Below are 22,081 nucleotides of genomic sequence, written 5' to 3'. Positions count from 1 at the left end.
TTAAGTTCACTTAGCTTTATTAATAAGCTCTATATATTGCGAATCTCCGTATCCTATTGTAGGAAAAAGATCAAATAACCTATTAACTAATTCCGCTGTTGAAAGATCTTTATTTTTGGAAATATATTTTACTACTTCATTATTTTCTTTTAACATATCTAAAAATATATCTATTGCCTGATACATTACTGGGAGTAATTCAATCGATGGCTTTCTATGGTTTATCAATACTTCTTTGTATACAGATTCATAATCTCCTAATTGAAGCTCAGTTTGGCTGACTTTAAATTCATCCTCTCTAAAGCTATTTAAGAATACTTTTCCTTTGTATCCGGACTGTTCAAAGTAAGTAAGAATTGTAAGAAGATTCATCTGACAAAACATGTCTTCACCAAACCATAGAACGATATATTTATACTCCTCCTTAAAAATAGTATTGAAGGGATAAATAACCTTCCTGATGTAGTTTTCTACTGACACATGATGTCCTAATGCTCTTGTTTGAATAAACTCGTCGTCAAAAACTTGTGCCGTCGTCGCATGTACACACATCGCCTCATTGAATGGTACATAATCAGAATCCCCCATCAGTTTTTCTGCTTTAAACTCTTCATACATAACTTGACCATTCAATACGTTAAGTACGTCTTTGTCAAACAGTTCTCTCTTCACATTTTGTAACTGTTCAACCTCATTTTTTCTAGACATATACACGCTATCCTCATCCTCGCTTTGATCGAGAGTAAGTTTAACAAATGACTGTACAGGCAACTTATTTAGTTGAAATTCTCTTGGAGTTACACCAAAAACCTTTTTAAAGGCTCTACTATAAGCCTCTTGAGATGAATAGCCATATTCAAAAACTATTTCAATTATCTTCTGATTGCTCGACAAATCTGCTGTAGATAAATATAGCCTTCTTAAAAGAACATAGCGCCTAATACTGATCCCTGTTACCTGATGAAATTTAAAAGAACAGTAATAAGGGGAATAACCCATGTAATTAGCCAATTCATCTAGTGAAAACTCTTTGTTTAAATGTTCTTCAACCCAATCTATCATAAGCTGTATATACTCATTCATTTGTCTCACTCCTGAATAAAATTATAAGTGATATCCTTTTCTTTCTTATGATAGTTCTTGTGATGTGAAAATTACTTTTCCATGTAAGCGGAAAATATTATTCAGTATTACTCTTTAATTCTTATTCTAAATATTAAATAGGAGAAATATCATGTATTAACACTAGTAAAGGGGGGACACATTTGAAAGGTTTTTTGAAAGCTATACCATTATCCTTACAGCATTTGTTTGCAATGTTTGGTGCGACAGTTTTAGTTCCAGCACTAACTGGTCTTGATCCAGGGAGTGCACTTGTTGCCAGTGGTGTAGGAACGTTAATTTTCCATCTTATTACACGAGGAAAAGTTCCTACTTATTTAGGTTCATCTTTCGCTTTCATTGCTCCTCTAGCATTGTATGTAGGAGAGTTAAATTCACCCGGTCAGGCCGTTGCAGGTCTTATCGGTGTTTCCATTGTTTATGCCATTGTATCTATTATCATTTCATATGTCGGTTTTGAAAAAGTTCGAAGAGCAATTCCTCCAGTTGTTGTTGGACCAGTAGTCAGTATCATCGGTCTTGCACTAGCAAGCACGGCGGTGAACAACATGGCTGCTGTCAATTGGGATGTAGCTATCGTCAGCCTTCTTGCAGCAATCTTTGCTACGCTTGCAGGTACTAAGATGATCCGCCTTTTCCCGCTCCTCATTGGTCTTGGAGTAGGTTATGTCTATGCTGCGGTGCGTGGATTAGTTGATTTTGGTACCATTGCCAATGCACCAGTGTTTGCCCTTCCACAGTTCGTAATGCCAGAATTCACATGGGTCGTCATCTTGGGGATGGCGCCGATTGCCTTGGTTACCATCATCGAAGACCTTGGACATATGATGGTACTAAAAGAGATTACAGGTAAAGACGTAACAAAGGATCCTGGGTTTTCAAGAATCCTATGGGGGAATGGTCTTGCAACATTAGTCTCCGGTTTCATCGGCGGGCCTGCACAAACGACTTATGCGGAAAACCTCGGAGTTTTAGCCATCACACGCCAATTTTCCAGTAGAATCATTCAAGGTGCTGCTGTTATTGCGATTATTCTAGGTCTGTTCGGTAAAGTTGGAGCTGCTATCCAATCCATTCCAGTTGCCGTGATGGGCGGCATCTGTATCTTGTTATTCGGTATGATTGCAGGCATGGGGATCCGTCACATCATTGAGGAAAAAGTTAATCTGGCGAATATGAAAAACTTGGTCATTGTCGCAGTTATCTTTATCATCGGAGTTGGATATGCTCATGGTATCGCCTACGCGACGATCGCTGGATTGCTCATTTATTGGCTCGTCCCTGATTTTACGACAAAGAATGAAAGTTAATATGAAAAGGCTGCTCCACTCAACACTTTTGAGTGGAACAGCCTTTACTTTTAAGTAAGCTATCGGGCAAAGGCAAGCCATTTAAAACCTCATTTACTTATGGTACTAAGTGAGGTTTATTAACTTTCATAATCGGCGCTTCTTCAAGATTACAAGTTACACTCATTTTATAATTCCTATAAAATGTTTCAAAATCCTAGCCGTTAAACCCCAAATTGTATAGTTTTCATAATCGTAAAACCATTCTTCCATTGAACGGGCTCTCCATTGATACTGTGTGCCATTCATTATTTTTTCATAAGGAAAGTTTAGCGAAGGCACTGGCTCAACGGATACTGAATGCATATAAGGCTCATAATTCAATAGCCATTTGAGAGGTATCGTAAATACTTCTTCAACTTCTTCCTTGTTATACGAATGAATAATTTGGTTGTAATCAATGGTTGCTACAAATGGGTAGATAACAAATGAAGAGGAGGCAATATAAGGGCTTAACGTCCCTACAATCGTAACCGTTTTTGGGTCGACACCTAATTCTTCATGTGTTTCTCGTAAAGCAGCTGCCACTCTGGATGGGTCTGTGGAGTCGATTCGACCGCCGGGAAAACTAATATCACCTGGCTGTTTTCTCATGGTGAATGAACGTACTTCGAAAAGGATATGCCATTCTTCATCCACTTGAACAAGTGGGATTAAAACCGCTGAACGTAAAGCTGTTTCCTCCCCTATAAAAAGGGGCTGATTTTCATTTAACTGGTTTTTTAGTTGATCTAGGAACATGAAGTCCCCCTCACCATAGTGGGTTATATTCTTTTTATCGTATCATTAGTGATCAAAACGGAAAACAATTCATCTCAGTCACTATTTATAAGGACCCCTTTACCTAATCATAAAATCAGACTATCCCTACGAATTGTTCCTGTACGGCAGACACTCTTTTCCTTGCCGAATGGTTGCTGTACCATTCGTTGTTGTATAAGGTGGGGTTTCCGGCAAAACGTTCATGACCAGTAGCCGAATCGAATGATTTTTATAAAATAGTTCATCAAATGAAGGAATAATATGTGGTTCTGTATTTTCAAATACCCTTTTTTCTAATTCCTTTATGTCTACATCAAATGGAATCCCTATTAAAACATTGTCTATTCCCCGCACCTTGTCGGCCACGCCGAAAACAACGCTACCCCCGCCGCCATTCGCCATACAAACAGTGTATTTAATCATTTTATTGATATTTTCCTCCTCAGATCTAAAATTCCATTGTTTAAAGTCTAGGTCCTGTGCCTCAAAATCATCTGCAATATGATAATCCAATTGCTGAATGATCCTCATGATTTCGCTTTTATTCTTCACTCGAATATCCTCCTTTCCAGCAAAATTAATCTATATCACATGTAATTACGTTAACCAATGCTTATACAAAAAAGGCAGTCCCTTATCACAAATGTACTTGTGGGAACTACCCCTTATTGTATTTATATGTTTGTTCCGTCATGGCTGTTTATAAAACCTTTTAAAATTGCACGCTGGCTCCATACTTGCAGAAAGCCCTCCGTGGTTCATTGATCCATTCAATCAGCTTTATCATGCATTTGTCAGCATATATAATTCCAGACTTACTCTAAACTGGTACCTAAAATAAGGTGCCTTCGCTTAGTTAATGCAGATATTCATTTGCTCAACATATAGTTTTGAAACGTCGCCTGCTTACTAAGCGCACTTTCACTATCATGAGCTGATCTCTTCAGGTGCTTCCTTGCACCTAGGCTTCACTGTAGTTTATACAACATTACTCGCTTTTATCGGTTGCAATCCTTTAAAGTCCATTGCCTTTTTTCTAAAGTAAAAAATGACGGCCATTAAACACGCAAGAATAAAGGTACATAATACAAGTGACCATAGGGTAATACTGATTGGGTATCGATCTATCAGTTCGCCAACAATTCTTGGCAGAAATGCACCGCCTAATCCCCCCATTGCCATCAGTATGCTTGTTGTCCATTCCTCTAATCCTTTAGACGTTTCATTAATAATCAAGAGGCCAATTGAGAAAACCCCTCCCATTAATAAACCCGTTAAAAATATCGAGATAAAGCTAAACATGACAGAGGTTGAATAAGCAAACATCAAGAGGGCGAAAAACTGACCCGTACAGCAAATAATAAAGAGCTTGCTATAACCTATTCTGTCTATGATGCCAGTCATACTGATACGCCCAAGTGTCATGGCTGCCCAAAAGACCGTAATGCTTAAAGCCAGCGTGGAAGCATCTAAATTCGTTGTTTTGCTCAAGATTGTTGGCAAGTAGTTTGGCAATACCATTTCCGTTCCCACATACATAAAGAAAAACAACGCACCCGTCGCAATAATTGGCAATTGCCTTTTAGAGTAACGCTTTCTCTCAGGTTTTTGCCCATCTACAGGTAAAGCCTTCGTCTGCCTTTTTAGAATCGGATCCAATTCTCCAAACGAAAGAAATAACCAGAGTAGCATAATGACCGAAGCAAACACGGCTACAAATGTAAACGAAAAATTCCATACACCTGTCATAATCAAAAACGCAGAAATGACTGGAATCGCCAATGCGCCTACCCCAAAAAAGATTTCAACTATAACAAGTGTCGTAGCTTTCTTTTCTTTTAAATGGCCAATAATAAGGGATGCAACAATTGTTTCAGCAACCCCTATTCCCGCCCCACCAAATGGAGCGATAGCTAACATCACAGTCCAATTGGGTAAGGCGCTAAACACAAACTGGGAAAGCGCAAAAATGAGTAAGGCAAGAAAAATCGTCATTCTCCGACCAATTCGATTGACGATGAGCGGCGCGATCATTACCCCACCTAAAAAACCTAAAAATTGATTCATAATCAACTGTCCGCCATCCTTGTAATGAATCCCATACGAATCCACCATAGGTTCTAAAACGGTCCCAATAATAATATGACCAAACCCATTCAAACAATAAATGAGGGAAGCAATCCATACAAATTTCTTCATTTTATTCTCCATATCTGCATTATTTCGCGTTATTTGAAAGTAGTCTTACTTTTCTCATAGTATCAATGATGGCAAGTGTCGTCTATATGGATTGGGGATTATGTGAAATGAAATATCCAATTATGATGAGGAAATTTGAAGTTGGATGAGTCGATTAACTGCGATTTTGCTCGCGTTGTAAGCGATATGAACCAAGTCAAAATGCACTTTAGCTTTCTTCCCCGTACAATAGTAAATCTGATTCAAAATAAAATAGTCTTTGAGATTGAGATAGGTGTTTACACGCTCAACGGCACTTCGTTCCTAATAGATTGCAGCCCATTTCATCGACTCTCTTGCGGTTGCTGTGTAACATCTAAGTTCATTTGTAACTTTCTTCTGGTTAAGGGACCAGGACATGAAACTATTCTGAATTACGTCAGTACCTGGTACCCAAGATTCTAGAATTCTGATCCGTTTTGTTAATCTAGAAAAAATTAGGCTTTTCAACAAACAACCACGGAATTTCAAATATTCATGATCTTCTCTAACATAGGTACTTGAAATAATTAAATAAAAAAATCGCCATCAAATTGAGAGCGATTTTTCTATTAAAGCTTTCTATCAATAAATTAATAGCTGTTACAAATAATACAAAAACACGTACATTTATGCTCAAGATTAAATGTACGTTTTTTACTAATACCGGATTAAATCACACTGAAGTCGAAATAAAACGTGTCATCTTCAGCATCGAATGTTACATGAACACTCTCTCGACCATATGCTTGAAGATCACGTCTTGTAACTCGATGAGTGTTTGAAACCGCTATCCTATTTCTTAAATACATCCCCAAAATAGATTTATCATTGTATGTTGAAATCTGTTTCGGATAGGTTTCACCATCTATTTGTTGTGTACCTTCTAGCGAGCATGTCATCATTACTCCATCGTCCCAAATAACATTAATTGTAGTTCCATGTGATGGAAAAAAGTATTGGTTCTCTCTAAAGAAACTGAGGTTTAATGCTATATAAGCATCAGCTACATTTACATGACCATCAGAAAATCCCCAATTCAATCCCGCTTGTCTTTGCACTTCGTTCTCACGTCTACTATACAATAAAACTTCCGGCATCATCGTCACCCCAATGGACAGTATTATAAACTATTTCTAGCATTATACCCCTATAATAGCCGGAATATTTCCAAGCGTCAAAATATAACACAAATAATTTCAGGATCATTGTTCAGGACCAAAATAAAATTATTCATTTCATAAGAATCGATAAAGAGCTCGCCAGGAATTAGATCATCAAAAATTCATAATGCAGACTTAACCCTTGACCTGACCGAATTACTTCTAATCTACCGGCAATAACAGTCCTCCATAATCGGTGTGCTTTCCACACTTCAAACGACTATCACACACACTTAACAAGAGTATAAATTTTCACTTTCACTAAGTCTGTTTGATATAGGAAAAGAGTCCCACTTCCCATGTTAAAAGCAAAAGTTTAGATTTTGAAGCTATCTCCGATTTTTCCTATTCCACATGCACGTGTGTCTTACAAAGCAAACAGTGTTCCATCTCTAAATAGTTTACACTGATAAGATTTAAAGAACACCCCATTGGCCCTAGTCCTTTCCCCTTTTTGACATTGATTTTACACAATAATTCAGATACACTAAAGTGAACGTACGTTCTAATCATACCTTATAGACTATTTACAATAACTCCAAATTGGTTTAACATAAGCTTAAGCTTATGTTTATGGAGGGGCGAATGTATGGACTGTCTAAAAATCGCTGTGGAAGAAACAAAATACCTGCAGCCTGGTGAAGAGTTCCTAATAAAAGATTTATTTAAAGGTTATGAATGGAATCGTCTGGGAATTGGAGAACGCCGATCATTAGGTGCTTTATTTTTATACGATGTAAAAAATGGCCGTTTAAAAAATGTAATACAGATAACAAAAAAGAGTAGCGCGAATCAACAGATTTACACAAAAATTTGATTAAATAGTAATACTATACGGAGTTGAAATTGATGACAAATAAAAAACCAACCGTAATTGATATGTTCTGTGGATGCGGTGGATTATCAAGAGGTTTTATGGATGCCGGATACGAAGTATTATTAGGGATTGATAATAATAAAGATGCACTAGATAGTTTTAAGGCAAATCATGATGGTGCTACCGCAATGAACGGAAACTTATTTGAAGGATCAACTATTTTACAGATGGCTAGTTTAGCTAATAATCGTCAAGTTGATTTGATTATAGGCGGCCCACCTTGCCAAGGGTTCTCTTTAACAGGAAAACGCGAGGAAGATGATGAACGAAATACATTATTTAAATCGATGGTTAATGCTGTCGCATTCTTCCAACCTAAAGCCTTCGTTTTAGAAAATGTCCCTGGACTAGCCACTCTATATAATGGAAAGGCTAAAGACGCTATTATAAAAGAATTTGCTGATTTAGGATATACAGTCAATGATCAGATTTTATATGCACCTGATTACGGAGTACCACAAATCAGGAAACGTCTATTCATTGTTGGTCTTTTAAATGGGGAAAAATTCGAGTTTCCAGAACGTATTTTAACACCTAAGAACTACATAACAAGTGGCGATGCTATAAGTGATTTACACGATTTCATAGATGATTTAGGTTCCGAAGTTAGTACTTACGAGTCAGCTCCACAAAGTAAATATCAAAAGTTAATGCGGAAAAATGCGACTTATTTATTTAATCATGTGGGAACGAAACATACCGAACTTGTAATTGATGTTATTTCTCATGTTCCAGAAGGTGGAAATCATAAAGACTTACCAGCAGGAGTAGGAGATAGCCGGAAATTTAATGAAGCCTGGACAAGATATCATCGTAATAAACCATCTAAAACAATTGATACTGGCCATCGTAACCACTTTCATTATCAATTCAATCGAGTGCCGTCTGTCAGAGAAAACGCTCGATTACAATCATTTCCAGACGATTTTAGATTCTATGGAAATAAAACACAACAATATAGACAAGTTGGAAATGCTGTACCTCCATTGCTTGGCTATCATTTGGGACTGCAACTAAAAAAATATTTATATTCAGATGGGGAAAAATAATGATGCAATATAATTTTATCGACATTTTTGCAGGTTGTGGAGGACTTTCAGAAGGATTTGAAAGAAACAGCCATTTTAGAATGTTGGCCGCTGTTGAGTGGGAAAAACCTCAAGTTGATAACTTAATAAATCATCTATCTGTAAAATGGAATATGTCCGATGCGGAAAATCGAGTGTTAAGGTTTGATATTCAGCGAACAAAAGAACTATTTGAAGGTTGGCTAGATGATATTGATTATGGAACGCATGAAGGAATGGATTCCATCATTAACAATCAATCTTTGGATCTGATTATTGGCGGTCCACCATGTCAAGCATATTCAATGGCAGGTAGAATAAGAGATGCGAATGGAATGCGTGATGACTACAGAAATTATTTATTTGAAAGCTATTTAAAGATTGTCAGAAGATATCGTCCAAAACTTTTTGTTTTTGAGAACGTTCCCGGAATGCTAAGTGCTAAGCCGGGAGACATTCCCGTAACCGACCTAATTAAAAAACAAATTGAAGACTCCGGCTATGAAATAATAGAGGATTTAAAACAATTTGCACTAATAGACTTGTCGGAATACGGAGTGCCACAAAAAAGAAAACGCGTCATAATCATTGGATTACGTAAAGACCTTTATTCGAATATTCAAGGGCTGTTGAAATCTTTCTATACGGTGCACTTGCCCAAGTATAAGGAAAATGAAAAAGATGTTCATGATGCCATTGCCGATCTTCCGAAGCTACTCCCTTTAGATAAAGAACTAAAGGTTGGAGGAAAGAAGTACTCCCATGATTTCACCTCAGCAGTTGCAAATCATGTTCCACGATTTCACAACCCACGGGACATAAAAATTTTCCGTTTACTTTGTGAAGATATCGAAAGCGGCCGTTGTGAATATGTTTCTAGTGAAGCTTTGAAACAGGTCTATACAGAGATGACAGGAAATTACTCAAACGTGCATAAATACTACGTATTACGGTGGGACAAAACAAGCAATACCATTCCAGCTCATTTGCATAAAGATGGGTTGAGACATATACATCCTGATTCCACGCAGGCCCGATCAATAACGGTCAGAGAAGCAGCTCGACTGCAAACATTTGATGATGATTACGAATTTATTTCTAACACTGGCGACAATTATAAGATGATAGGTAATGCTGTTCCACCTAAATTTTCAGAAAAACTCGCTTTAGCATTAGAGTGGATATTATAAACTTTGGAGAAGCTTAAAAAGCTTCTCTTTTTCCATGTTACAATTGGTGAAATAGAAAAGGGGGTTAATACTATGACATACTATCTAAAAAAGTTAGGCCATCAAGAATTAGGAAGTATTTCTAAGCCTGGAGATACACCATCCCGTGGAAGATACATATATATATCCAAAGATCCGAGCGTTCTCTCATTTTTTCCACCACTTTCCGAAGCAGTAAAAAATGATTCATCATTACTTCCAATCATTCCATTATACTCTCAAGATTTCGAAAAAATTTATTCCAATTACATTTATCACAATGATAAATTTCACGGTAGCACATCGGCAAGACCGAGGAACGAATACAGAATATACTTAAACCGTGCATTGGAAATGGACCATTACATATTCCAAACCAACGACATCATTGTATTAAAAAAAGCAATACTCACTTTAGAGATAACGGAATCTACAGATAATACAGAAACGCAAACTGTCTATTACGCGGATAGAGTTACTCCTGCAAACAAAGTTCTGTATCAAATTTGTGAAAACATTATTGAATCGTCTAATGTTCAGGGAGCGCATGCTATTTTCGAGGGACGTCTGGAACAATTTGAAACTAATATTTTTTATCGTAAAAAAACTCCTTTACGAACGGTTGTAGACTTAAGTGTTACAAATAAAATTCAAAATTCAGATACCCAACTTTCGGACTTATTTACACCTACCAGCTTTAGGGATTTTACAATGGTAGCCTATGAGAATAGATGTGCCGTTACTAGGAATGTTATCCAGTACGGAAAATTCCTAAATTTAGAAGCCGCACACATTATGCCTAAAAGTCATGGTGGACTTTACATGCCTAATAATGGGTTAGCATTAAGTCGAGACGTTCATTGGTCGTTCGATAAAGGGTTCTTTACATTAAATGATGACTACACGATAAATGTACACCCCGAAGTTGAAAGTGACTTTCTAAGGAATTTCGATGGTAAGCATATCTATATTCCAACCGTTGATTTTTTGAAGCCCTCTCTTAACAGTATCCAATATCATCGAGAAAACGTCTATGGCTTATTTTTAACCTCAGGACGGCTATGATTCAAAAAAATTATTGTATGACTGGTTCTCCCAAAAGGCTGACTCTTTCTTTGATGTCTATTCACTAATGGGCTATATTTCTAAATAGGGTCGCCTAGTGATTACAGCCAATGAAATGTACCAACCTTGACATGTTTTTACCAACCAAAAACAAGTATTTTTCTATTTCCTCCCCCATTATTAATTGCTCCTAGTATGGGTGACATGAATACAGGATTCACAATGACTGGGGAAGGCTACCGATTTATAAACTCACGCCTTTTTCACACCGACTGACTGGCCCCAATTAGAGTAACACTACTCTTCAACAGAAGTAGCTTTTGTATCCTCTTTATTTATTATCTTATACTTTCTAAAATAGTTATTAATTGTTATCCCGAGTAATAAGTAAATAAGTACCTTTCTGTACCTGATTACAGCCACCTACTGTGTTGTATCGGTACTCCATTGCAAATAGGAAAACGCCATTGCCAGATTTAATATCTGCAATGGCGTTTTTAAATACGTTTTCCCATAAATTCTAGCTTATCAGGGTTTGTTATGAGCACGAGGCTTGAGACATTGAAAAACTGCTTTTGCAGTGCAAGTTTCACCAGTCAATCCCTGTCAATGCACCAAAACTTAGCGCTAGCATTATAACGAATGCCGGATGCCAATTCCACTTTTGAAGCATTAGAAAACTTGCGAGGGCGATAACGCCGGTGAATAGAAATCCAACACCTCCGACAGATGTTTGCACAAACTGGACAGTCATGAACAACAAGAGGATAGCAATGATTGGCCTGATAAGTTTCGTTATACTTTTCACTTTGGGATGGTCCTTGTATTTCATGAGGATTGCCATTAATCCAATCATTAGAAACAGAGAGGGTGCAACGGACGCAAATAAGGCGACAAATGCTCCGAGAATCCCACCTTCTGAATAGCCGATGGATGCAGCCATTTTGGTTGCAATCGGTCCTGGTAAGGAATTCCCGATTGCGACAACCTCACTGAATTCTTGGGTGTCCATCCATCCGTATGTACCAACTACTTCATTCTCCACGAGAGGAATTGTAGCTGGTCCGCCCCCGTACCCTAGCATTCCGGATATGAAAAACGCGAGAAACAGTTGCACATAAATCATACTTTCACCCTCCTACTCTTAATTGGAAGGAAGATGAAAACAAGGACTATTAGTATAATAAATGCAGGATGTACATTCAATACTTCCATTAAAATCCCCGCGGTGACCATCATCGTCAGTGCCTTCTTCCAACCAAGGGTGTCGCCGGATTTTTTGATGAAATCCCAGGCTAGTATGCCTAGCATAACCGCTACGACTGGCACAACGGAAGCAGACATGTTTTTAACCCATGGAATATCTTTGTATGCCTGTAAGATGCCAATTAACATGATCATCATTAAGGACGTCGGTATTACAGAGGCAAGTATGGCATTGAGACAGCCCAACTTCCCCCCCACTTTGTAGCCAATATACCCCGCCAATTTTGTTGCAATCGGTCCGGGCATCGCATTTGCAAGCGCAAGTGTATCACTGAATTCATCTTCATCCATCCATTTGTATTTGCGTACGACTTCTTGATGGAACAGCGGAATTGCAGAAGGTCCTCCGCCGAAGCCCAATAAGCCTACTCTGCAAAAGGCGATGAACAAATCTTTTTGCAACCCCCACCTCCCCTGAACAGGTAATTTCTCCTCACTCGGGGAAGTCTGTATACCTTTCACCAAACTGCAAGTGCTCCATCTGTGCGAGATTCAGTTCCGCCCTGAAGCACACCCGTTTCTGGATTTCGCCATATAATTTGCCCGCGTCCGAAACCTCCGCCATCCGGTGAAATTGTCACTTCATGGCCTTTTCTAATAAGCGCCTGCACCAGATAGTTCGGGAACTCCGGCTCTACCAGTACTTTTCTTGCTTCCGTCCACTGCCACCTTGGCACGTCAAGCGCTGCCTGTGGATTTAGCAGGAAATCGATTGTATTTATGACTACTTGAAAATGGCCTTGCGGTTGCATATAGCCTCCCATTACCCCAAATGGACCAACCGCTTTTCCGTCTTTTGTGAGGAAGCCAGGAATAATTGTGTTATATGATCGTTTACCTGGTCTAAGGACGTTCGGGTGGTTTTTGTCGAGCGAAAAATCATGTCCTCGATTTTGAAGTGCAATCCCTGTTCCAGGAACAACAATACCTGAACCAAATCCCATGTAGTTGGATTGAATGAAGGAGACCATGTTGCCTTCTTCATCTGCCGTAGCAAGATACACGGTACCACCCTTCGGCAATTCATACGGTTGTGGATCCATCGCTTCATCGTCAATCAGCAAGACCCGCTTCGCCGCGTATTCATCCGATAACAAGTGTGCTGTCTCGACTGGCATATCCGCTTCTTCTGTAATGAATGCCTTGCCATCTATAAATGCTAGTTTCATACTTTCAATTTGTTCGTGAATCGTTTGAGTAGACTCCCACTCTGGTTTACTCAGTTTCTTGTAAATATTTAGCGCCATCAGCGTTACCATTCCATGACCATTCGGGGGGATTTCCCATACATCATAGCCTTTATAGTTCACGGATATAGGTTCAACCCATTCCGGTTTGTATGTAGCAAGATCTTCTTTCGATATAAAACCGCCATATTTCTCCATGCAAGCTACAATCTCATCGGCAATTTCGCCTTCATAAAAATCGCGTGCATCTGTTTCAGCAATGGCTCGTAGTGTTTTTGCATGACCTGGTGATGACCACATCTCACCCGTTTTAGGTGCGCGTCCATTCGGTGCGAACGTTTCGAACCAGGTATTGAATTCATCACCGCTGCATTGTTCTTTAAACTTTTCATACGCAATTGCCCAGTACTTACCAAGTATCGGTGTGAGAGGGAAACCTTCTTCGGCATAGCGAATCGCTGGTTCCAACACTTCCTTTAAAGGGAGCTTGCCAAACCTACGTGACAATTCCGCCCAAGCAGCAGGCGTACCCGGCACCGTAATAGGAATCATTCCGTATGCAGGCATCTTGTCGTGACCAAGCGCCTTCACCGCTTCCGGCGTCAAAGTTGCTGGAGCTGGCCCTGATGCATTGAGTCCGTACATTTTATCCTTCACCCAGACAAGTGCGAATGCATCGCCCCCTATGCCATTTGAAGTTGGCTCGACAACAGTAAGTGCTGCCGCGGTAGCAATTGCTGCATCAATTGCATTGCCTCCTTTTTGCAAAATATCCAACCCTACACTTGCGGCAAGCGGCTGTGATGTAGCGACCATCCCTTTTCGAGCAAATACCGTATGACGTTTAGATTGATACGGATGATACAAGTAATCCATGAAAATCCTCCTCTGAACTATACTATTTCCTGTTATATTTTTATGCCTGCGAAATGACAGGCTGCGAAATGTTGCGGTTCCACTTCTTCCCAAACTGGTTTCTTTTCACTACAAATACTTTGAGCAACAGGGCATCGCGTATGAAACGGACAGCCCGTCGGCGGATCTGCTGGATTCGGTAAATCACCTTTTAGCCTCACCCTAATTCTCTTAGCATGAACTGATGGCCTAGGGATTGCAGATAGTAGTGCTTGCGTGTATGGATGAATGGGGTTATCGAACAACGATTTTACAGAGCCTAATTCCACAGTTGTCCCTAAATACATAACTAGCACTCGATCGCAAAAGTATCTTACAACGCCTAGGTCATGCGAAATAAACATGTAAGACAAGTTATATTTAGTCTGCAATACTTTTAATAGTTTAAGTACTTGTGCTTGAACAGACACATCCAATGCGGAAACAGCCTCATCACATATTATAAAAGATGGGTTAAGTGCTATTGCACGAGCAATCCCAATACGCTGACGTTGGCCTCCACTAAATTCATGTGGATAGCGGTCGAAGTGCTCTTCTTTAAGTCCCACTTCCTGTAATAATTGAATTACTGTATCACGCTTTTCTTTTGGAGATAAATCGGTATGCATTGTAAATACCTCTTCCAACGCATTTCCTATACGTTGCCTTGGGTTTAATGAAGCGTAGGGATCTTGAAAAATCATTTGCATTTCTTTAACAAATTTTAGTCTTTCTCTTCTTTTCAAGTCTTGAATTTCATTACCGCGAAAAAATACTTTACCTTCTGTGAGGCCTTCTAACCCTAATACAGCCCGTCCTAATGTTGATTTCCCACAACCAGATTCCCCTACTACACCGAGACTTTCACCTTCATATAACTGAAGTGAAACGTCTTCAACCGCTTTCACTTGTCCTTGCACACGCTTTAGTACTCCCCCCTTAATTGGAAAGTATTTTTTCACTCCCCTCAATTCCACTAGCACTTCTGGCGAGTTCTGTTCTGTGTACTTCATTTCCACTACCATAAAGTCCGACCTCCTCTTGTAACCAGCAACTAACTGTATGACCATTCGAAACTTTAAATTCAGGCGGGGATTCAATCCGGCATTTATCCATGGCAAATTTACATCGAGGATGGAAACGACAACCTGATATTTCTTCGCTCAGACTTGGTAAAGTTCCCGGAATCGCTTCAAGTTCAAAATCCGGATTATCAATATCTGGTACTGAATTGAGAAGGCCGATAGTATATGGATGTTTCGGGTTGTCGAAAATTTCTCCGACAAGCGCTTCTTCTACTTTCTGTCCTGCATACATGACCATCACCTTATCTGCGACTTCCGCAACAACCCCCATGTCATGCGTAATCATCATGATTCCCATATCGAGTTTTTCTTTCAACTCTTTAATCAGATCAAGAATTTGAGCTTGTATCGTTACATCAAGTGCGGTTGTTGGCTCATCCGCAATGAGCAACTGAGGACCACATGAAAGAGCAATAGCAATCATTACGCGTTGTCGCATCCCGCCACTCAGTTCATGTGGATACTGCCTAATTCTTTTTTCAGCGTATGGCATACCTACTTGTTCCAGTAACTTAATACCTTGTTCATACGCCTGTTTTTTTGTTAATTTTTGATGAAGCATTAGTGGTTCAGTTAGTTGAAAGCCAATTGTAAGTACTGGGTTAAGGGCGGTCATTGGTTCCTGAAAAATCATCGACATCTGATTACCCCGTATCTTTCTCAACTCTTCAGGGTGTAGATTATGAATCGGTTTACCACCCAGTAAAATCTCACCCGACGATATGTTGCCGTTAGAAGGAAGTAATCCCATTACCGATAGAGACGTGATACTTTTCCCGCATCCGGATTCTCCCACAATACACAATGTCTCCCCTTTATTTATAGAAAAGGAGACGTCCCGAACAGCAGGAAGCGTTCCTTCCTTCGTCCGGAAAACAGTGACTAGATTTTTCACCTCAAGCAATGTCTCCTTCATAATTTCTCCTACTTTCTAGTAACGTCAGTGATATACCATTTTCCATTTGGATCGAGTTGCAGACCAGAGTATTCTTTATTTAATGCTGCTGTAACAAATCCATGATTCATAACGACGGCTACGTCTTCATCGAGCATTAGTTTATTTGCCTGCTCTAAATAATTTTTACGCTCATCCTGATCAATTGTGCTTCTTGAAGCATCCACAAGCTTATCGAATTCAGCGTTACTGTAATGAGAACGGTTAGAAGAACCAACGTTATCACTATGGAAGTTCGGATAGAACATTTCAGATCCATCAGCTGTTACGTTTGCCCAGCTCAAAAATGTCAGATCATATTCTCCCGCTCTTGCTGTATCCAGGAAAGTTGCCCACTCCATCGATTCAATTTGAACTTTGAAACCTGCTTCCGTTAATTGAGCTTGTACGATTTCAGCCATAAGAATGAAGTTAGAACGGTTCGCCGTCAGTAACTTGATTGGCTCTTTACCGTATCCATTCTTTTCAACAAGTGCTTTAGCTGCCTCCACATCATATGGAGTCCCCGCTTTATCAGCTGATTCATCATAGCCGAAAACTTTTGGCCCAAGGATACTATCACTGCGAACTCCAAGTCCATTCAATTTGGAGATAAATGCATCACGGTCAATCGCGCTCGCTACTGCTTTTCTAAAATCAGGATCTTTGTTACGATCCTTCGCATGGTTGAATGTAAGATAGTAAATTGTGGTTCCTTCTTTTTTCTCGATATTAATATTTCCCATCCCTTCCAGACGTTCAATTTGCTCTGTTGGAAGATTATCGATGAATTGAACTTCCCCTGCTTGTAGCATGGAAATAGCTGTAGAAATTTCAGGAACAACTTTTATTGTGAATTTATCCATTTCGGGTTTCCCACCCCAGTAGTCTTCATTAGCCGCCATTACAACCTGATCGCCAGGCGTCCAACTTACGAATTTATATGGCCCTGTCCCTACTGGTTCTCTCATTAGGTCTTGTTTTTGATCAGCTGTAGGACTTACAATAGCTGCGTTAGTATGGGATAGCGTTGCCAGGAATGGTCCATACGGATAAAGCGTTTTTATTTCAATAGTATGTTCATCAATAACAGTAATCGTATCAATTGGTTCCATTAGCGAAGCACGTGGGGCAGCTGTGGCAGGGTCACGCAGTTTTTCAAAAGTATATTTCACTGCTTCCGCATTAAATGGTGTACCGTCATGGAAACTAATATCCTTTTTAAGCTTGATAGTCCAAGTGAGTTCGTCCGGATTTTCATAGGACTCAGCTAGTAGCGGTTCAATTTCCATTGTATCTCCGTTTAACTTAAATAGTTGTTCATATAGATGTTCAGTAGCATTAGCAGATACAGAGTCATTCATTAATATAGGTGAAAGTCCAACGACATCACTTGTTGTTGCAAAAATAATAGACTTTTCACCGCCCTTATTACCATTTCCTTTTTCCTTTTCTGAAGATTCCCCCTCAGAACATGCCGCGAGCATCAATAACAAGCTAAAAATAATTATAAGTAGTGAGTTTTTCTTCATTTTCTTTCCCCCTAAGTTTTTAGTGAATATCCATGTTCGGATCTAACGCATCTCTTAAACCATCACCAACAACATTGAAAGCAAATACAGTTAACATAATTGCAATACCAGGAATAATCGTCAGATGTGGAGATGTCCACATAAAACTTTGCCCCTGCGAAATCATCGCTCCCCATTCAGGCGTCGGTGGTTGAGCCCCCAATCCCAAATAACTAAGTGAAGCGGTTGATAGGATTGCCGTGGCCATTCTCATTGTGGCAAAAACAATGATTGGGGCGAACGCATTAGGCAATATATGTTTTAGCATTATTCTAATGTCGGAAGCACCCATTGATTTCATAGCCATAATATATTCTTTTTCTTTAATCGATAAGACGGATCCCCTAACAATACGAGCACACGTCGGTATAGACCAAATACTGATAGCAATTGCAACATTTACAAGACTTGTACCGAGAACTGCAATGATAAGCATCGCTAGCAGAATTCCTGGAAATGAGAACAGTAAATCCACGATTCGCATAATAACACCGTCAAGTTTACGATAGTAACCGCCTAACAACCCTAGCGTTACTCCACCAATCAGGCCTAAAGTCACCGCAGCGATTCCTACAACTAGCGAAACACGGGCCCCATAAACAATACGACTCCATACATCTCTTCCATAATTATCAGTTCCAAGCCAATGACCTTCACTGAACATAGGAAGTTCGCTTGCCGATAGATTCTGCTTGACCGGATCGTGAATAACGATAAACGGCGCAAATATTGCCATCAATACCTGAGCTAGAATAATAATACAACCAGCCACAGCCAATTTATTTTTTAATACTTTTTTTAGCGTGGCAATATAAATTTTCTCTTTCTTGTATGCTGTTTTCTTTTTTAATTTCAATCCGCTAACAGATTGCTCCATATTATTTTCTCTCCTTTCAATCGTATTTGATTCGCGGATCAATAAACGTATAAATAATGTCAACAATCAAGTTCACAATAACAAACAATGTTGCGACGAGTAATACCGACCCTTGAACCATCGGAAAATCTCTTGAAGCTATGGCATCAATCATTAGACGTCCAATACCATTTATAGCAAATACCTTCTCTGTGATGATTGTCCCACCCAGCAAAAATCCAAAGTTCAGTCCGATAATTGTTATTACCGGAATCATTGCGTTTTTCAATGTATGAATCCAGATTACATTACGTTCTTTTACTCCTTTCGCCCTTGCAGTCCTCACATAGTCTGCACGTATGACTTCAAGCATTGAAGAACGTGTCATTCGAGCGATCATCGCTGCCGAACCAGTTCCAAGGGTTATAGCCGGTAAAATTAGTTCTTTTATGCCCTGCCATGTATAAAAGGGACTCGATAGACCCCCTACTGGCAATATTTGAAAATTTACTGCAAATACAAGAATAAGTAATGCACCTAGCCAAAAATTCGGAATGGATATTCCCGCGAGTGCGAAAGTGGTCGACGATACATCGAGCCAAGAATTGTGTCGTAGTGCTGAAATGAGCCCCGCGGAGATGCCGATAATAACAGCAATTATCATACTCGCAATAGCTAATTTGAGCGTATTTGGAAATCGCACTGCAATAGCCTCTGATACCGGCTGTTTTGTTTGGTATGAGTAGCCAAAATCACCCTGTACTGCATCCTTTACATATCTTCCGTATTGCACTAGAAATGGATCATCGAGACCTAAATTAGTTCTTATTGCAGCCAAATCAGACTCAGTAGCAGTAGGTCCTCCAATCATCGATGCCGGATCGCCTGGTGCGATGTGCATTGAAGAAAAAACGAGAAAAGAAATTCCAAATAGAAGGAATATAAGTTCAAAGGCCCTACGTACAATTAATGCAATCATAAAATCCCCCCTCATCTAATCATTTGTTAATCAAATAACCATCTTTGCTTAACAAATGTCGTTATCAAGTTAGATACGAGTATAAAACAAATATTCCGTTAAAGCAACATAATATTTCGTATAGTTAGTATATAGAGAATTTACACTACATTCAGATCCCCTGATTATCATATACCGCCAAATAGTAGGTAGATGATGCCATAACCTTACTATTTGTACTGAAATGGAATTCTCATTAACGACAGTACATTCAAACACTTCGTTTCACAAAATAAAAAAACCTATCCGAAGATAGGTTTTCACTCTTAATTATTCACAATTTCAAACCGGATCGACTCTTAAAGCGTCGAAGTAATATATGACTTTCTACTCTCGTTATTCCATCTAGTGCATATAATTCTTCGTTGATAAACTTTTCTAAATCCGTAAAATCATCAACCAACACATGCATATGAAGTGTTGATGGACCTGTCATTTGATAGCAGCTCGCAACAGAAGAAATATCTGCGAGTGCCTCTGCTACACTCACTAAAGACGATGGTTCACAGTCTACCTCGAAGAATGCCGAAACACCCTTTCCCACTTTTTCGCTATTCACTACAACTGTAAAACGCTCGATAGTACCATCCTCTTGAAGATTATGAATTCTTTCCCGTACTGCAACACGTGACAAGTTAAGTTCTTTACCTATATCTACATAAGAGAGCCGTCCATTATCTATGAGTAGTTCGATAATTCTTTTATCAGTCACATCCATTAATAATTCCCTCCTCACCATTATGTATTAATTATTAAAGTATCTTTAACAATTGTACATAAAACACTTATAATATAATTCATAATGTATATTAATTAATATGCACTGTTCACAAGTAAAGGTCAAGCAGCCCATTTAGAAAGTCCCCCTCGGAACATTATAAAGGCAAGAGAATATGAATGTGAAAGCCATCGACATTTCAATGGTCGATGGCTTTCACATTCATTACACCCCCATGAGTTCCCTTTGAACCTCCAGTCGGAAATCCTCACTTCCAAGTAACTTCGATTCGAATGAATTCATGTTTTTTCTGACGAGCATTCCTTGCCAGAAGTTCAGTTCGTCTGTCATGAGGACGATTTCGATTTTATCCCCATTGTGATTTTCGGCATACAATGCGTCGTTCAGTATGAATGCGGTTGATCCGCCCTTTGCGCCTAGATGGACAAAGCGGTCGTGATTGCTTTCGTTTAGCTGCAATGGCCATTCGAGTAAGTCTCTTATGGTTTCAGAGGCTGTCGTCGGGAGTTGGTCATTCGAAATCGCGGCCAGTAACTTTCCGTAATCATTCGCGGATGCACCAATTAAGCGATCTGACCACACTTTTTGTTCGTCCATAGACGAATCAAATGTTACATCTTCAATTCTGATGGTTTTCTCTTTCATTTGTTCACTTAGTTCTTCAGCTAATGTACGATATTCTTCCATCGACATGGCCTCGAGATTTTTGATCAATTGCTTCTTATCCATCGATTCGCTTTTTATATGATCTGGAATTAAGAGCGCGCTAACAATCGGATAGACGTCCTCATGCTGTGCTAATCCGAGGGCTTTTGCACGCTCATTGATGGCAGATATTCCGAGCAGGTCGATTAGGTAGTCCGTGTTGGCGTTGGAGCTATAGGTGGCCATCCCTTTTGCGACATCATGCAATGTCACTTCGTTATTTTTGATTTTGTCTTCACTTTGCATCGCTTTTAACCACTCTTCATGAGCCCCGCCATCCGAGTTTTTTAAGTAGTAGCGGTTTAAATCCGCAAGCGGTACGGAACTGTCTTTGTTCAGCTGGCCTGCATCGATTTGCATAGCGTATTCGGCAGCAATCAGTATCTTCACGGTACTTGCCAGCGGTCGCACTACATCCGATTGGTACGTGATCAATTCCACACTGTTTTCAGCTAGGTACAGGGATGTCGTTTGTGGATTGTCCTTCAGATGGTTTAAGACATACTCCGGATTGTCTCTCAATATGGCGAAGCCCGCGATTCCTATAACTAAAATAATTGATCCATAGATAATCAACCGCTTTTTCGTATACGTTTTTTTATCGAACAATATAAAGATAAAGAACGCGACCAGTAAGGCAAATAAATAATTCACGTTAAATACTAGTACCGCAATGATAATCCCGAATACAACAGCCACATTCAATAATGCTTTCCGTATCTCCATTTTTGTACGGGACTTTTTACTTAACAAAGGTAATAGTGCGAGGACAACAACTGCCGTTAACCCAAACCACGCGTAAATGTTCATATGGTGTCTCCTTTCTAATAATCTCATTGTCTTAAGATACGTTTTGAAAGTAGGATTAGTTTCAATAAGAATTTTTTATGTAGTTCTCACATGGTACGCCCCCTCGTTAGTAGCCCACCCATTAGTCATTTCCTTCATAGTTCTTGAAAACCTTCCGTTTACACTTCCACTAACAAGGTAATAGAT

Annotated in this window: 20 protein-coding genes; 5 read left to right on the top strand and 15 right to left on the bottom strand. The window is 39.4% G+C overall.

Translation table 11 applies throughout. The features are described from left to right. Positions 1 to 6: 6 nt before the first annotated feature. Positions 7 to 1,083 (bottom strand): helix-turn-helix domain-containing protein, encoded by a 1,077-nt coding sequence (locus tag AZE41_RS00855; RefSeq protein WP_067204458.1) that lies wholly within the window; start codon positions 1,081 to 1,083, stop codon positions 7 to 9. 182 nt (positions 1,084 to 1,265) lie between these two features. Here AZE41_RS00855 and AZE41_RS00850 point away from each other — a divergent pair, with 182 nt between their 5' ends. Beyond that, the gene (locus AZE41_RS00850) at positions 1,266 to 2,432 is read left to right on the top strand and encodes a solute carrier family 23 protein (protein ID WP_082786452.1); all 1,167 of its coding nucleotides are present in this window, start codon (positions 1,266 to 1,268) and stop codon (positions 2,430 to 2,432) included. A 162-nt stretch (positions 2,433 to 2,594) separates the two neighbouring features. Here AZE41_RS00850 and AZE41_RS00845 read toward each other — a convergent pair whose 3' ends face one another. The 4 genes from AZE41_RS00845 to AZE41_RS00830 form a co-directional block, all read right to left on the bottom strand. Beyond that, complete coding sequence (locus tag AZE41_RS00845; RefSeq protein WP_067204456.1) at positions 2,595 to 3,212, bottom strand: NUDIX hydrolase; 618 nt, start codon at positions 3,210 to 3,212, stop codon at positions 2,595 to 2,597. Positions 3,213 to 3,338: 126 nt separating this feature from the next. Further along, entirely contained in the window at positions 3,339 to 3,785 is a 447-nt protein-coding gene (locus tag AZE41_RS00840) for an ATP-binding protein (protein ID WP_067204454.1), read from the bottom strand. Positions 3,786 to 4,211: 426 nt separating this feature from the next. Beyond that, the gene (locus AZE41_RS00835; protein ID WP_067204451.1) at positions 4,212 to 5,432 is read right to left on the bottom strand and encodes an MFS transporter; all 1,221 of its coding nucleotides are present in this window, start codon (positions 5,430 to 5,432) and stop codon (positions 4,212 to 4,214) included. Between the two features lie 689 nt (positions 5,433 to 6,121). After that, positions 6,122 to 6,550, bottom strand: coding sequence for a phospholipase D-like domain-containing protein (locus AZE41_RS00830; protein WP_067204448.1), 429 nt, complete (start codon positions 6,548 to 6,550; stop codon positions 6,122 to 6,124). A gap of 652 nt (positions 6,551 to 7,202) precedes the next feature. Here AZE41_RS00830 and AZE41_RS00825 point away from each other — a divergent pair. The 4 genes from AZE41_RS00825 (at position 7,203) to AZE41_RS00810 (ending at position 10,830) form a co-directional block, all read left to right on the top strand. Continuing rightward, positions 7,203 to 7,430 (top strand): single-stranded DNA-binding protein, encoded by a 228-nt coding sequence (locus tag AZE41_RS00825; RefSeq protein WP_067204445.1) that lies wholly within the window; start codon positions 7,203 to 7,205, stop codon positions 7,428 to 7,430. A gap of 32 nt (positions 7,431 to 7,462) precedes the next feature. Continuing rightward, a complete protein-coding gene (locus AZE41_RS00820) occupies positions 7,463 to 8,539 on the top strand; it encodes a DNA cytosine methyltransferase (protein ID WP_067204442.1) in 1,077 nt (358 codons plus the stop codon). Then, on the top strand, positions 8,539 to 9,747 hold the full coding sequence (locus AZE41_RS00815) for a DNA cytosine methyltransferase (RefSeq protein ID WP_067204441.1): 1,209 nt from the start codon (positions 8,539 to 8,541) through the stop codon (positions 9,745 to 9,747). The genes AZE41_RS00820 and AZE41_RS00815 overlap by 1 nt, the downstream gene beginning before the upstream one ends. Positions 9,748 to 9,819: 72 nt before the next feature. Continuing rightward, positions 9,820 to 10,830 (top strand): HNH endonuclease, encoded by a 1,011-nt coding sequence (locus tag AZE41_RS00810; RefSeq protein WP_067204438.1) that lies wholly within the window; start codon positions 9,820 to 9,822, stop codon positions 10,828 to 10,830. A 589-nt stretch (positions 10,831 to 11,419) separates the two neighbouring features. Here AZE41_RS00810 and AZE41_RS00805 read toward each other — a convergent pair. The 10 genes from AZE41_RS00805 to AZE41_RS00760 form a co-directional block, all read right to left on the bottom strand. Then, the gene (locus AZE41_RS00805) at positions 11,420 to 11,956 is read right to left on the bottom strand and encodes a chromate transporter (protein ID WP_067204435.1); all 537 of its coding nucleotides are present in this window, start codon (positions 11,954 to 11,956) and stop codon (positions 11,420 to 11,422) included. Next, complete coding sequence (locus AZE41_RS00800) at positions 11,953 to 12,498, bottom strand: chromate transporter (RefSeq protein ID WP_067213793.1); 546 nt, start codon at positions 12,496 to 12,498, stop codon at positions 11,953 to 11,955. Before AZE41_RS00800 ends, AZE41_RS00805 begins: the two co-directional genes overlap by 4 nt. A 56-nt stretch (positions 12,499 to 12,554) precedes the next feature. Continuing rightward, a complete protein-coding gene (locus tag AZE41_RS00795; protein WP_067204433.1) occupies positions 12,555 to 14,159 on the bottom strand; it encodes a gamma-glutamyltransferase family protein in 1,605 nt (534 codons plus the stop codon). A 32-nt stretch (positions 14,160 to 14,191) separates the two neighbouring features. Continuing rightward, positions 14,192 to 15,190: an ABC transporter ATP-binding protein gene (locus tag AZE41_RS00790; protein WP_067213792.1), complete on the bottom strand. Its 999-nt coding sequence runs from the start codon at positions 15,188 to 15,190 to the stop codon at positions 14,192 to 14,194. Next, on the bottom strand, positions 15,117 to 16,178 hold the full coding sequence (locus AZE41_RS00785; protein WP_067204431.1) for an ABC transporter ATP-binding protein: 1,062 nt from the start codon (positions 16,176 to 16,178) through the stop codon (positions 15,117 to 15,119). Before AZE41_RS00785 ends, AZE41_RS00790 begins: the two co-directional genes overlap by 74 nt. 8 nt (positions 16,179 to 16,186) lie before the next feature. Next, positions 16,187 to 17,728 carry an ABC transporter substrate-binding protein gene (locus tag AZE41_RS00780; RefSeq protein ID WP_067204428.1) on the bottom strand — a complete coding sequence of 514 codons (1,542 nt, stop codon included), beginning with the start codon at positions 17,726 to 17,728 and terminating at the stop codon, positions 16,187 to 16,189. Positions 17,729 to 17,747: 19 nt separating this feature from the next. Beyond that, positions 17,748 to 18,644: an ABC transporter permease gene (locus AZE41_RS00775; RefSeq protein ID WP_067204426.1), complete on the bottom strand. Its 897-nt coding sequence runs from the start codon at positions 18,642 to 18,644 to the stop codon at positions 17,748 to 17,750. A 16-nt stretch (positions 18,645 to 18,660) separates the two neighbouring features. Continuing rightward, on the bottom strand, positions 18,661 to 19,602 hold the full coding sequence (nikB, locus tag AZE41_RS00770) for a nickel ABC transporter permease (RefSeq protein ID WP_067204423.1): 942 nt from the start codon (positions 19,600 to 19,602) through the stop codon (positions 18,661 to 18,663). A 313-nt stretch (positions 19,603 to 19,915) separates the two neighbouring features. Beyond that, positions 19,916 to 20,359, bottom strand: a complete 444-nt coding sequence (locus tag AZE41_RS00765) for an Lrp/AsnC family transcriptional regulator (RefSeq protein WP_231885753.1) — start codon at positions 20,357 to 20,359, stop codon at positions 19,916 to 19,918. A gap of 225 nt (positions 20,360 to 20,584) precedes the next feature. Further along, on the bottom strand, positions 20,585 to 21,895 hold the full coding sequence (locus AZE41_RS00760) for a serine hydrolase (protein ID WP_067204419.1): 1,311 nt from the start codon (positions 21,893 to 21,895) through the stop codon (positions 20,585 to 20,587). Positions 21,896 to 22,081: the final 186 nt, after the last annotated feature.

The sequence above is a fragment of the Sporosarcina psychrophila genome, assembly GCF_001590685.1.
GTDB classification, from domain to species: Bacteria; Bacillota; Bacilli; order Bacillales_A; family Planococcaceae; genus Sporosarcina; species Sporosarcina psychrophila.
This window is presented reverse-complemented; position numbering and strand designations above follow the sequence as displayed.

Excerpts from the sequence above, each read along its gene's own strand:
- AZE41_RS00855 (WP_067204458.1), bottom strand. The coding sequence starts at position 1,083 with ATGAATGAGTATATACAGCTTATGATAGATTGGGTTGAAGAACATTTA.
- AZE41_RS00845 (WP_067204456.1), bottom strand. The coding sequence starts at position 3,212 with ATGTTCCTAGATCAACTAAAAAACCAGTTAAATGAAAATCAGCCCCTT.
- AZE41_RS00835 (WP_067204451.1), bottom strand. The coding sequence starts at position 5,432 with ATGAAGAAATTTGTATGGATTGCTTCCCTCATTTATTGTTTGAATGGG.
- AZE41_RS00830 (WP_067204448.1), bottom strand. The coding sequence starts at position 6,550 with ATGCCGGAAGTTTTATTGTATAGTAGACGTGAGAACGAAGTGCAAAGA.
- AZE41_RS00825 (WP_067204445.1), top strand. The coding sequence starts at position 7,203 with ATGGACTGTCTAAAAATCGCTGTGGAAGAAACAAAATACCTGCAGCCT.
- AZE41_RS00820 (WP_067204442.1), top strand. The coding sequence starts at position 7,463 with ATGACAAATAAAAAACCAACCGTAATTGATATGTTCTGTGGATGCGGT.
- AZE41_RS00815 (WP_067204441.1), top strand. The coding sequence starts at position 8,539 with ATGATGCAATATAATTTTATCGACATTTTTGCAGGTTGTGGAGGACTT.
- AZE41_RS00810 (WP_067204438.1), top strand. The coding sequence starts at position 9,820 with ATGACATACTATCTAAAAAAGTTAGGCCATCAAGAATTAGGAAGTATT.
- AZE41_RS00805 (WP_067204435.1), bottom strand. The coding sequence starts at position 11,956 with ATGATTTATGTGCAACTGTTTCTCGCGTTTTTCATATCCGGAATGCTA.
- AZE41_RS00795 (WP_067204433.1), bottom strand. The coding sequence starts at position 14,159 with ATGGATTACTTGTATCATCCGTATCAATCTAAACGTCATACGGTATTT.
- AZE41_RS00790 (WP_067213792.1), bottom strand. The coding sequence starts at position 15,190 with ATGAAGTACACAGAACAGAACTCGCCAGAAGTGCTAGTGGAATTGAGG.
- AZE41_RS00785 (WP_067204431.1), bottom strand. The coding sequence starts at position 16,178 with ATGAAGGAGACATTGCTTGAGGTGAAAAATCTAGTCACTGTTTTCCGG.
- AZE41_RS00780 (WP_067204428.1), bottom strand. The coding sequence starts at position 17,728 with ATGAAGAAAAACTCACTACTTATAATTATTTTTAGCTTGTTATTGATG.
- AZE41_RS00775 (WP_067204426.1), bottom strand. The coding sequence starts at position 18,644 with ATGGAGCAATCTGTTAGCGGATTGAAATTAAAAAAGAAAACAGCATAC.
- nikB (WP_067204423.1), bottom strand. The coding sequence starts at position 19,602 with ATGATTGCATTAATTGTACGTAGGGCCTTTGAACTTATATTCCTTCTA.
- AZE41_RS00765 (WP_231885753.1), bottom strand. The coding sequence starts at position 20,359 with ATGGATGTGACTGATAAAAGAATTATCGAACTACTCATAGATAATGGA.
- AZE41_RS00760 (WP_067204419.1), bottom strand. The coding sequence starts at position 21,895 with ATGAACATTTACGCGTGGTTTGGGTTAACGGCAGTTGTTGTCCTCGCA.